Origin of the sequence: Bowdeniella massiliensis, from assembly GCF_023634005.1 — a bacterium.
Taxonomy (GTDB): Bacteria; Actinomycetota; Actinomycetes; order Actinomycetales; family Actinomycetaceae; genus Bowdeniella; species Bowdeniella massiliensis.
Genome location: NZ_JALIQR010000019.1, coordinates 21,451 through 33,068, shown reverse-complemented (window position 1 = coordinate 33,068; position 11,618 = coordinate 21,451). Strand labels below are relative to the sequence as shown.

Genomic DNA, 11,618 nt, shown 5'->3' with positions numbered 1-11,618 from the left:
CCTCGCGCATCTCCCAAGAAAACCTGCATACCGCCATCAAGACGTTGGAGAAGATGCGGCCCCACTACAGCCAGACCGAGTTCCCGCACGTCGAAGCAGCCCTCATTAGAGAGGCGGAGACTCCGGTGCCGGGTGAGTTCCGTAAGAAATGCCGCACCACCCTAGAGATGCTCGACGAAGCACTACGCAAAGCCAATAACGCCGCGACCGCGAAACGTAGGAAGCAGTCCTTTGATGAGCGTGGGCTCGCGATCACGCTCATTCAGGATGGGGAGTTCGGGGCGAACCTGTTCGCTCACATCCCCGCAGAGTATTTGCGCATCTTGATGCCAGCGTTGGAGAAGAAGGCCGAAGCCATCGCCAGAGCCCAACGCCACAGCAAAACCCGCAAAGCCGCCGACCGTAAAACCCGCTTGCTGGATGCACTGTTTACCACCATGACCGGGCACTACCCACCCCAACCAGACGACCTCACCCACCTCACCGGAAACGACACCGGGCGGGAGGCCACCAACCCGGAACAATCCCCCTTCAACGACGAAGACCCATCTGATGGTCAGGACCCGTTCGATGGGCAGGACCCGTTCGATGGCCCCGGCCCCTACGGCGACAAAGGCCCCTCCGGTGAGGACGGCCCGTCTGGTCATGGTGGTGGCGGGAGCCCGCGCCCGTGCAGCCCGGGTGGCAATGGAAATCATGGAGCCCATATGGAGGGCCCGGAAGCGGACTCCTTTGAAGATGATGCCGAGTCGCTCATTGACCGCATCATGGCAGACGATGACTTCACCAATGGCGACACCCCACGTCCCAGCGCCAGCGCCACGGAGCCGACAACCAGCACAACCGAACCAGAAACCATGGTGTTGACTCCGGCGCCACCCGCCCCGCCCATAGTGTCAGCAGACGATGCCCTACTGGCGTTCCCGGAGCGTACCCGCCACATTTGGGACACGCGCGAAGCAGACCGAGGACGAGAAACCCGCCTCGCCTCCAAAAAACTTCGAAAACTCCTAGCCCTCCGGGACGGGGGATGTGTCTTCCCCATGTGCACCGACCCACCCGAAGGATGCGTGGCCCACCACATTATTTCCTGGGAAAGTGGTGGCCCCACCAACCTCACCAACCTTGCCTTGGTGTGCTCACGGCATCATCCCAGAGTCGAGAAACCACCCGGCGACCCCAACAGCTGGACCATCATCATCGACGAAACCGGGATCCCAGCAGCTCGGCCACCCCGCCGGATCGATCCCGACCAACAGCCCATCTACCATCCCCGGCTCACGCCACCGATATGCGATGTCCCGCGCCCCAAAGGCAACACCGAAAGGAACGCACCACCCGGCCCAGACGATCACCAACTGTCTACCACCGCGGCGGCCGACTCGGTCATGGCACCCGCGGGAACGCAGCCGCGCGGCTTCACCCTAGCCAACGACTGGCGCTTCGACGAAGCCCTCAACGGACCACCACCATTTTAACGCACACCCGCACGCCAACGCAGCAACGAGGAAGCCCCCTCCCACCAAGAATCCGGTGGTAGGGGGCTTGCTCGTCTGTTGAAGTCAGTCGTTTCGACGTTGCGATATGACGACGAGAACGGCAAGAACGATGAGGCCCACGACACCAATGCCCAACACGCTAGGGGGCACCCGCTCGACTCCGAGCGGAAGAAGGCACGCGATGGCCCACAAACCCTGTGCCGTCAGCTGTGCGGGAAGCGAGCGCTTGACCACGTAGCCGATCGCAGCCAGTTCGACCCGCGCGGTGTAAACCGTTCGCTCGGTAAAACGGGCCGAGATCAGCACGGCATGCATGAGCACGATAACTGCGGCGATGGCAGCCCACCAAGACAGCGATGTCTGCAGCACCCCGTCGACGTAACGCGCTGGCATGAACTGCGCGACGGCACCGAAGGCCATGCCAAGAAGCGGTGCCCATGCCGCAGTTGAGGCGAGCGCGAGAATTGAGGTGAGAAGAAGCAGCCAGGTTGGCGCACCCCACAGCAGACCAATGACGATCGCAGCGACGAAGCGGAACGCGAACAAGGACCACGCGGGAATCGCGGGCCCGATAGCAAGCCGAAGATCGCGTGATTTCTTCATCGACGTTCTCCTCGGTTTCGGGCCTGCAGGAAGGCAGCAAGGTCGGGTTCATCGATTTGGCGCCACGAGAGGACGTCGATCCCTGTCTCCCGCAGTGCCCGGATGCGCAGCTGCCGTTCGGCGAGTTCCAACTCCAGCGCGGTAGAGACCGCCTTGTCATGAGATACCAGGCCTTCTGGCAGGACATCGATGATCCGGATGTCGTGGCCAGTGTGAGCCCAATGCAACGCGAAATCGACGGGAACGTCATCTAACAGCGTCGAAATGAGCCAGATCGATGCCGTCGGAGCGATGCGGGGTGCGCGTACCTGACGCGTTGCTCGGTGCGGAGGCCGCGCCGTTGTCACGTAGCGAGAAATGCGCTCTGCTGTTCGACGGCCCGTTCCTGGCGGCAGACCATGCCCGGGGTTCGACAGGTCGACAAGCCCGACGCGGTCGCCCTCGGCCAGATGAGCTTGCGCGAGCGAAACGGCGGCGTTGCGGGCCACATCCAGACTCGTGATGGCCGTGGGGGAGCGCTTGGAGCCACCCGCCCAGGCATCAACGTTCCGGCCCACGTCATCGCGCGGATCCAAGGCAATCATGACGATCGACTCGGAACCGGCGTGGTTCCGGGCGATGAAAATTTGGTCGATGTCTGCGCCCGTTGCGTGCCGCGCGGTCGAGCGCCACGAAATGCGTGAGAGTCGGTCGCCTCTTCCCAGGGGCGCGACGTCGAAGAACCGAGTACCACTGCCAGCGCGGCGATCCTCCCGCGGGCCCCACGCGCCAACGAGGCGGCGCGGGCGCGGCAGCACCGGTAGTGCGGAGGTCTGCGGCGGCGCATAAATCCGCATCGGTAACAGCTGGATCGGACCGAGTGCTCCGCGCGGCGTTTGTGCCCGCACTTCGGTACGCATCAAATCGAGCGGCCCGCTGCGCCCGCACGAATCCAGGGCGTCAAGTTTGCGTCCCCACGTCTCGCCCTCATAGGCATGTGCGGCGACGACGACAGCATCGGGAATGCCGGAAACTCCGGAGGCCCGAATCGACAGCGCATCTGGCACCGGACCCGTGCCGGCGCATTCGACGGAGCCCGTCAATACCCCATCGTTGTCCAGGTGCGGGCGGACGCGGTTCACCACGATCGACGATGCCGACCTCCGCAGGCCATCGAAGGCGCACAATCCGGCAAGCACCGCAAGCTCCGGGCGTGCGGTAATCAGCGAGATCGTCGCCAGCACGGCAGCCGTGAAGAGCCCACCAATGTGGAGCAGGGTGGGTTTGAGGGTGCGTGTGCGATCTTCGCCGAGCATTACGCGACGGAGGGCACGGGGACCGTATCGATGACGCTGTCGATGACGGAGGCGCCCGTGACGCCAGCCGCCCAGGCGCGAGCAGTCAGCGTGAGGCGGTGCGCCAGCGCAGGAACTGCCACGGCGCGCACGTCATCGGGCGTGATGTAGTCCCGGCCGAGCAGTGCGGCACGCGCGCGGCACAGCAGGAGCAGCGCCTGCGCCCCGCGGGGGGAGACCCCGACTTCAACTTCCGGGTGCTCGCGCGTAGCGGCGGCAAGCTTGACGCAGTATTCGGCGACGTCGGGCTTGACGTCAATCGCTTCAACCCCGGCCTGCATTGCCAGTACCTGTTCGGCATTGACGACGGGGTTGACGTGGGTTGCTTCTGTGCGTCGAGCGACGCGGTTGAGCAAGATAGTGGTTTCCTGCTCGGTCGGGAGGTAGCCGACGGACAGCCGGATCATGAAGCGGTCGAGCTGTGCTTCCGGCAGCGGGAATGTGCCCTCGAGTTCGACGGGGTTCGACGTCGCAATGACGTGGAACGGGCGCGGTAGGCGGAACGTCTTGCCTTCGGTGCTGACCTGGCCTTCCGCCATGGCCTCTAGCAGCGCGGACTGGGTGCGCGGGGAGGTGCGGTTGATTTCGTCGGCGAGCAGCAGCCCGGTAAAAACCGGTCCAGCACGGAAGTTGAACTCCCGCGTCGACGGGTCCCACACGAAGGAGCCGGTGACGTCAGCGGGTAGCAGGTCCGGGGTGCATTGCAGGCGCGCGAAATCAAGGCCGAGCGCCCCGGCGAGCGTCCGCGCCGCAACGGTCTTGCCGAGTCCCGGCAGATCCTCGAACAGCACGTGCCCGCCGGCAAGCACCGCGGACAGTGCCGTGGTGAGGGCCTCGTCCATCCCGACGACAATCGTCGCGACTTCGTCGAGCACAGCGCGGCCGCGGCTAGAGATCTCCTCGATAGAGGCGGGCATGAGATCGGTCATGATCTGTCCTTTTCATTGAGTGCGGAAAGCAGGCGCTGGGCCTGCACCGGAGTGAGGTGAGCCGTTCCGCTCATGAACTGGTCGAAGTCGGCGCCAAACATTTGGCGAGCTTGCGATTCGCTGAGGTGATGACGCGCGACGTAGTCCTCGACGACGGTCCTGATTCGCTCGGCAGTGCGGCCAGTAACGCGGGCCTCTCGAAATGCGCCGGCCGTCGTGGCGACCGATGGCCGCAATCCGGAGGCGGGTTGGACCTCAAACTCGCCGCGCTTTTCGGTGTCGACATTCTTGAAATACTGCGCGGCCGCGGTCACCGCGGCGGCTCCCGCACCAAAGGTCAGGCAGTTGAACAGCGGCCAGGAAACGGCAAAGGTCAGCCCGAACAATACGAGACCCACGACGAAGGGGAGCACAGCGTACTTTTTCACCGGCGACCCCTCGCGTGCGCGGCGCCTGCTTCGTCCAAAGAGTCCTCGATGCGAGAAAGTGCCTGGCTAGCCTGTGCGATGTCCGCCTCGGTCGTGACGTGACCGGGCCGGAAGCGCGCCCGGTAATACAGGTCGAGGAGAGCTTCGACGGCGCCGCTATCAGCTCCCGAGGCAATGAGGCGCTGCTGAGCCCACTCCGACGGCGTAACGGTTGCGAGCCGGTTGCCGTAGCGGCGGCTCGCCGCGTCCTCGAGCTCAATCCACGTCGCAATCACGCGGTCCTCGTGGGACAACCTGAGATCCGCGAGGGCAGTCCGAGCGAGCGCCACGTCCTCGGCCTCCATCGGATCCTCGGCGGTAATCAAATCCGTTAGGAGCGCGGCCTCATCTAGGTCTGCGTCTTCGAGTTTGCGCTTGCGGTAGCGGCGGGAGATCCAGAGGAAAACCCCGAAGATGACACCAGAAGCGATGGCGATAAAGAAGAGGTATCCCATCGTCGTCATGATCCATGAAAAATCAGGCGGGGTCGGTGGGAAGACTTCATCGGTGGAGCCGCGTGGCGGTGCACCGGGCATCCCGGATCTGCGTTTTTCTGGTGGCGGAGCGACCTCGATCCGGGTACGAACAGCGGGTGGGAGAGAGCCGATGAACACTAAGACGATCGCCGCCAGGGCAGCGAATGCCGCTAGTGCTCGGGTCTTCACGCCGTCTACTCCGTCGTTCGTTCAGTGTTCTCGCTCACGAGTGTAGAGCAGCGCGTGTCCAATCACAGAATCTGAAAGTCAGTCCCCGGGCTGATTTTTGCCAGGGTCCGCAGTGGTATTGGCCGGCAGGAAATTCGGGCGCAAACGTATCGCCAGCGACCCGCACGTCGATCTCGGTGACCGAAGCGCGATCAATGACGGGCATGGCAGCGCGGTAGATTTCGCCGCCGCCCATGACCCACAGATCTTCGTCTTGCCAGCGCGGATCGGACAGGAAGCCTTCGAGATCCGTGACGAGACGTGCGCCCGGCGCGGAGAACTCAGGATTCTTCGTCGCAACGAAGTTTTCTCGTCCCGGCAGGGGACGGAAGCGCTCTGGCAAGGACTGCCACGTGGCTCGTCCCATGAGGACCGCACTGGACATCGTGACCGATTTGAAGTGCGCGAGATCCTCCGGCAGGTACCAGGGCATGTCCCCGTCGGCACCGATGACTCCATGAGCGTGCGCCCAAATAGCGCCGATCATACGGAGATGGGCGCCGAGATCGCCGGATGGTGTTCGTATCCCTCAACCTGAATGTCATCGAAGTCGTAATCGAAGATCGAGGGCACCTTGCGGAGCTTTAGCTGCGGCATATCGAAGGCATCTCGCGAGAGCTGCTCCTTCACCTGGTCGAGGTGATTGAGGTAGATGTGGCAGTCACCGCCAGTCCACACAAAATCGCCGACATCGAGGCCTACCTGCTGCGCGATCATGTGAGTGAGCAGCGAGTACGAGGCGATATTGAACGGGACGCCAAGGAACATGTCTGCGCTGCGCTGGTAGAGCTGGCAGGAGAGCTTGCCGTCCGAAACATAGAACTGGAAGAAAGCATGGCAGGGCATGAGCGCCATCTTGTCCAGTTCGCCGACGTTCCATGCGGAGACGATGATGCGCCGCGAAGAGGGGTCCTCGCGGAGCTGGGTAAAGACTCGTTCGATCTGGTCGATGTGCCGGCCATCGGCCGTCGGCCAGCTGCGCCACTGCACCCCGTAGACGGGACCGAGCTCGCCCTCGTCATCGGCCCACTCATTCCAGATTCGGATGCCGTTGTCCTGCAAGTACTGGATGTTGGATTCGCCCTTGAGGAACCACAGCAGCTCGCCCACGACGGATTTGAGGTGGACTCGCTTGGTCGTCACGAGGGGGAAGCCGTCGGCGAGGTTGAAACGCATTTGGGCGCCGAAGACGGACACAGTGCCCGTCCCGGTGCGATCCTCACGGCGGGTTCCGGTCTCAAGAACGTGGCGCAGGAGCTCTTCGTAGGCTGTGTTGACGGTCACAAGACCACCTTAGACTAAAGAATCCTCGAGCTGTTTGCGGTTCTGATCTGCGATCTCGAAACTCAACGGGGTCGGCCCAAAGGCCGTCTTGATGCCGTCGAGCACCGACTGGCCCATGGCCTTTCCGCCAACCCAGCCCACAGCGGCGCCGACGCCAAAGGGAGCAAGTCGGCCTAGCATGACCGTGCCGCCTTTCGCGGCCCGCTTCCGCAGCGCAGCATTGACCGACTTCACCGTCGAGGCAGGCATCTTGGTCAGCGCCTGGCGCGCCCAGTGCACGGTCGACAAGCCAAGCGAGGCTTGGACGGCGTTTGCGCCTTCTTCGCCCAGCAACGCAGTCAGCAGCAGGGTGCGGCGACGATCAATATCATCGGTCGGCACCCCGTAGACCTCCGCCACGGCCATGACGTGGAACGCGGTCGCGGCGACGAAGGCCGCCATCTGCGCGCCGGTGAGTCCAACGGCGGCGGCGGTACCGACCGCGGGGACGGCCGCTGCGACACCCACACCGGCACCGGAGGTCTTGGCCAGACGCATGTACTTCTTATCCAGCATGGCGATGATCTGTTCCGGGGTGGCACGGGGGTGCTTACGGCGCAGCTTGGCAACGGTCTGCTTCACGCGCGCGGAGGGAATCGTGACGGCCTTGTCGAATGCCGCATCGAAGCCCTTCATGGAAAACAGTGAAGCCATGCGTTTACTCCTTGAATACCTGCCCACCTACGGTGAGCGTCGTTACCGGGTTCCCCTCTAGTGTGTGCCCTACCGTGCAAAGTCGCGCGATGGCAGCGGCTACTCGCTGCGCGAGTTTCGTCTCCTCCTCGCTACCCAGGGCGCTGAGATCTGCGTCAGCGACGACGTCGAACCCGACGTATTCATCTCCCTCGGCTTCGAAGATGGCGCGGATCCACCACGTCGAATCGTGGTGCTCGCCCAGGGTATGGGACATGCGAGCGTCGGCGCTCATCGCATTGCAGCCGGCCAGCGCAATTTGCAGGAGTTCTCCGGGGGTAATGGCGCCCGGGACGTCAGCCGGGCCCACGGTAAGCTGCTGGCCACGCGGGGCGGTTGCCACAAACGTGCGTGTGCCCAGGCGGCGTAGCGAGATGGGTGGACGCGCGTGCTGCGAGTCGGTCGGCTCGGTGGGAAAGGCAGGGACAGGGCTCTCGGTAGTCATGGCGTAATCGTCGCACGCGGAGCGCGAAACGTGGATGTAAGGTGCGCTCGTAATTGGTACCGTGGGACTAAGGGTCAGCCCGGCATTGATGCTGCGCTCGATCTGTCACAACAGTTGGGATGATGGAGGAATTTCAATGACCCAAGTACCCGCTGACGTTCTCGCACTTGTCGATGACTCAGTTGATCTTGCACACCGGTGGATCGACGAAACCGAAGCCGGACAAACGGATGAGGAGCGGGCTACTACGGGCCAATTGGCGGCACTCGTGGCCGACCCTGCGGGCCTTGATCTGGCGATGCGGTTCGTGGACCGGGTCGCGCGCCCCGAAGACTCCAAAGTCGCCGCCAAGGAGCTGTCGCAGCTGACGGCCTCGGATGCGGCGTCCTTCCTCGGCACAATTGACCGCACGCTGCTCGGGCTCGGCGCGAAGGCGGCACGCCTGGCTCCCGGCGTCGTCGTGCCCCTCGCCCGCAAGCGCCTGCGTCAGATCGTCGGACACCTCGTCGTCGACGCGCGCGATCCGCAGCTTGGCGAACACCTGGAAAAGTCGCGCAAGGATGGCTTCCAGCTGAATATCAACCTCCTTGGTGAGGCCGTGCTGGGGGAGCAGGAGGCTGCCTCCCGCATGCAGCGCACGATCGACCTGATCAAGCGCGACGACGTCGACTACGTCTCGATCAAGGTCTCCTCGCTCGTCTCCCAGATTTCGACGTGGGATACCGAAGGCACGACGCAGCGCGTGCTGGAGCGGTTGCGTCCGCTCTACCGCGCGGCCGTTGCGACCAGCCCGCACACGTTCGTGAACCTCGATATGGAGGAATACCGCGACCTCGACCTCACGATCGAGGTGTTCACGCGCATCCTGAACGAGGAAGAGTTCCACGACCTGTCCGCGGGCATCGTGCTGCAGGCCTACCTGCCGGATTCGGTGGGGGCGCTGGAAAAGCTCATCGACTTCGCGCGCGAACGCCACGAGCAGGGGCACGCGCCGATCAAGATCCGCATTGTGAAGGGCGCGAACCTGTCGATGGAGCGCGTGGAGGCCGAAATTCACGGCTGGAAGCAGGCTCCGTATGCCGATAAGGATGGCGTCGATGCCAATTACCTGCGGCTTGTCGAGCGCATCCTGCGGCCCGAGAACCTCGGTGCGCTGCGCATCGGCGTGGCCTCACACAACCTGTACACTGTGGCGCTCGCGCACCTGCTGGCGACCGAGCGCGGCGTCAGCGACATGCTCGACATCGAGATGCTGCAGGGCATGAGCCCCTCGCAGGCGCGCGCCGTGCGTGACCGTGTGGGCTCCGTCCTGCTCTACACGCCCGTCGTCGCCCCCGAGGACTTCGACGTCGCCGTCTCCTACCTGGTGCGCCGACTGGAAGAAAACGCCCAGTCGCAAAACTTCCTGCGCGCGATGTTCGCCGAAGAAGGCGACACCTCGGGCGCCGGGATGGACGATCAGGAGCAGCGCTTCCGCCGCTCGGTGGCGAATATGGCCGACGCTCCGATTGGTGCCCGCCGCACGACCGAACGCGCCCCCATAGGGGACAGCTTTGCGAACACGGCCGATTCGGATCCGGCGCTGCCGGCGACCCGGCAGTGGGCCCGCGAGGCCGTCGACCGCAAGCCCAAGGAGCTGTGGAGCCCCGTCCTGAAGTCCACCGGCGAGGTCGACGACGTCGTCGCGAAGGTCAAGGGCGCCGTGGCCGGCTGGCGCGCCAAGTCCGCCGCGGAGCGGGCGCAGATCCTGCGCGCCGTCGCCCAGCAGTTGGAGGACCGTCGCGGCGAGTTCATCACCGTCATGGCGGCCGAGGGCGGCAAGACCGTCGAGCAGGGCGATCCCGAGGTCTCTGAGGCGATCGACTTTGCGCGCTACTACGCGGATCGGGCGCTGGAGCTCGAGCCGGAATCCGGCTCGCTGGCAACCGACGGCGCGCGCTTCGAACCCGTCGACGTCACCCTCGTGACGCCGCCGTGGAACTTCCCCGTCGCGATTCCCTGTGGCGGCGTCATTGCGGCGCTCGCGGCGGGCTCGGGCGTCATCATCAAGCCGGCCTCGGCCGTTCCGGGCTGTAGCGAACTCATTGTAGAGGCCTGCCATGCGGCGGGCGTGCCCGGCGAGCTGCTGCAGGCGATCCGGACGAAGGAAAACGAAATCGGCAAGCATCTCATCTCGCACGCCGACATCGATCAGGTCATCCTCACGGGTGCCTCCGAGACGGCCGAGATGTTCGCCGAGTGGCGCGCCTCTCACGACGGTGGTGCGCGCGTCTACGCCGAAACTTCGGGCAAGAACTCGCTCATCATTACGCCCGCGGCCGATTACGACCTCGCCGTCGCGGACCTCGTGAAATCGGCGTTCGGGCATGCCGGGCAGAAGTGCTCGGCCGCCTCGCTCGCGATCCTCGTCGGATCCGCGGGCACCTCGGATCGCCTCATGAACCAGCTCGTGGACGCCGCGTCCTCGGTGCGGGTGGGCTACCCCGATGACCTGTCGACGACCATGGGCCCCGTCATCGAAGAGCCCAGCGGCAAGCTGCTGCGTGCGCTGACGACGCTTGAGCCGGGCGAGTCCTGGCTCGTCGAGCCGCGCAAGCTCGATGACAGCGGCAAGCTGTGGTCCCCGGGCGTGCGCGATAACGTGCAGCCGGGTTCGTTCTTCCACATGACGGAGTGCTTCGGGCCGGTGCTCGGCATCATGCGCGCCAAGACGCTCCAGGAAGCGATCGAGATTCAAAACGCCGTCGACTACGGCCTGACGGGTGGTCTGCACTCGCTCGATGAGAAGGAGATCGAGACCTGGCTGGACAACGTCGAGATCGGTAACGCCTACGTCAACCGCCACATCACGGGCGCGATCGTGCAGCGGCAGGCCTTTGGTGGCTGGAAGCTGTCCGCCTTCGGCCCCGGCGCGAAGGCTGGCGGCCCGAACTACGTGGCGCAACTGGGACGCTGGGTGCCCGACGGCGAGCCGCAGCACGGCATCGAGCTCACCGACGAGGTAGCGGCCCTGCATGCTGACTACACCGGGCTCGTCACCGATCAGGCGGAGCGGGCGTGGCTACGCTCAGCTCTCGCCTCCGATGCGGCGGCCTGGGCGAGCGAGCTCGGCGTGGAAGAAGACCTCTCCGGCCTGCACGCCGAGGCGAACATCTTCCGCTACCGTCCCACGGATGTGACGATTCGCGCGGGCCGCGGCGCTAGCGCTGCGGAGCTCGTGCGGCTGCTCGCCGCAGCCGAGCTTGCGGGCTCGCGCGTGCGCGTCTCGCTCAATCCCGAGCTGTCCAAGGAGCTCAAAGCGATGCACACGGCTGGCCCCGCCGCCGTCGCGGGCCTGCAGCGGCTCAAGGACGTCGTCGAGGTGGGAGAGCGCACCGATCAGTTCATCAACCGTGCGCGCTCCGGGCAGATCACCGGCCGGATCCGCGTGATCGGCGAGGAGGGCGCTGAGATCGCTGAGGCGCTCGGTGCGACCTCGGCCGTCACCGTGCTCACCGGCCCGGTGCTCGCTACCGGGCGGCGCGAGCTGCTCACGTTCCTGCGCGAGCAGGCGATCTCGCTGACGCGCCACCGCTTCGGACACCTGCCCGCGGGCGAGGAGGTCCCGGTCTTCTAGCGGAC

Annotated in this window: 11 protein-coding genes; 2 read left to right on the top strand and 9 right to left on the bottom strand. The window is 64.8% G+C overall.

The features are described 5' to 3' along the window. Positions 1-1,478 (top strand): HNH endonuclease signature motif containing protein (locus tag MUN85_RS11800; protein WP_250506881.1); only part of this gene is annotated, 1,478 nt, incomplete at its 5' end. Positions 1,479-1,562: 84 nt separating this feature from the next. On the opposite strand, the gene MUN85_RS11795 is transcribed toward MUN85_RS11800, so the two are convergent. From MUN85_RS11795 to MUN85_RS11755, 9 genes are read right to left on the bottom strand one after another with little or no spacing between them, the layout of a single operon-like run. Beyond that, positions 1,563-2,102: a hypothetical protein gene (locus tag MUN85_RS11795; protein ID WP_250506880.1), complete on the bottom strand. Its 540-nt coding sequence runs from the start codon at positions 2,100-2,102 to the stop codon at positions 1,563-1,565. Beyond that, positions 2,099-3,397, bottom strand: a complete 1,299-nt coding sequence (locus MUN85_RS11790) for a DUF58 domain-containing protein (RefSeq protein WP_250506879.1) — start codon at positions 3,395-3,397, stop codon at positions 2,099-2,101. The genes MUN85_RS11795 and MUN85_RS11790 overlap by 4 nt, the downstream gene beginning before the upstream one ends. Further along, entirely contained in the window at positions 3,397-4,365 is a 969-nt protein-coding gene (locus MUN85_RS11785) for an AAA family ATPase (RefSeq protein WP_250506878.1), read from the bottom strand. The genes MUN85_RS11790 and MUN85_RS11785 overlap by 1 nt, the downstream gene beginning before the upstream one ends. Continuing rightward, positions 4,362-4,793: a hypothetical protein gene (locus MUN85_RS11780; protein WP_250506877.1), complete on the bottom strand. Its 432-nt coding sequence runs from the start codon at positions 4,791-4,793 to the stop codon at positions 4,362-4,364. Before MUN85_RS11780 ends, MUN85_RS11785 begins: the two co-directional genes overlap by 4 nt. Continuing rightward, positions 4,790-5,497, bottom strand: a complete 708-nt coding sequence (locus tag MUN85_RS11775) for a DUF4129 domain-containing protein (protein WP_250506876.1) — start codon at positions 5,495-5,497, stop codon at positions 4,790-4,792. The genes MUN85_RS11780 and MUN85_RS11775 overlap by 4 nt, the downstream gene beginning before the upstream one ends. Positions 5,498-5,531: 34 nt before the next feature. Further along, on the bottom strand, positions 5,532-6,023 hold the full coding sequence (locus MUN85_RS11770) for a dihydrofolate reductase (protein ID WP_250506875.1): 492 nt from the start codon (positions 6,021-6,023) through the stop codon (positions 5,532-5,534). Then, on the bottom strand, positions 6,020-6,820 hold the full coding sequence (locus tag MUN85_RS11765) for a thymidylate synthase (protein WP_250506874.1): 801 nt from the start codon (positions 6,818-6,820) through the stop codon (positions 6,020-6,022). Before MUN85_RS11765 ends, MUN85_RS11770 begins: the two co-directional genes overlap by 4 nt. Positions 6,821-6,829: 9 nt before the next feature. After that, the gene (locus tag MUN85_RS11760; RefSeq protein WP_250506873.1) at positions 6,830-7,513 is read right to left on the bottom strand and encodes a hypothetical protein; all 684 of its coding nucleotides are present in this window, start codon (positions 7,511-7,513) and stop codon (positions 6,830-6,832) included. A gap of 4 nt (positions 7,514-7,517) precedes the next feature. Further along, on the bottom strand, positions 7,518-7,997 hold the full coding sequence (locus MUN85_RS11755; RefSeq protein ID WP_250506872.1) for an OsmC family protein: 480 nt from the start codon (positions 7,995-7,997) through the stop codon (positions 7,518-7,520). A 136-nt stretch (positions 7,998-8,133) separates the two neighbouring features. Between MUN85_RS11755 and MUN85_RS11750 the strand changes: the two genes are divergently transcribed. Next, the gene (locus MUN85_RS11750; RefSeq protein WP_250506871.1) at positions 8,134-11,613 is read left to right on the top strand and encodes a proline dehydrogenase family protein; all 3,480 of its coding nucleotides are present in this window, start codon (positions 8,134-8,136) and stop codon (positions 11,611-11,613) included. The last annotated feature ends 5 nt before the right edge of the window (positions 11,614-11,618 follow it).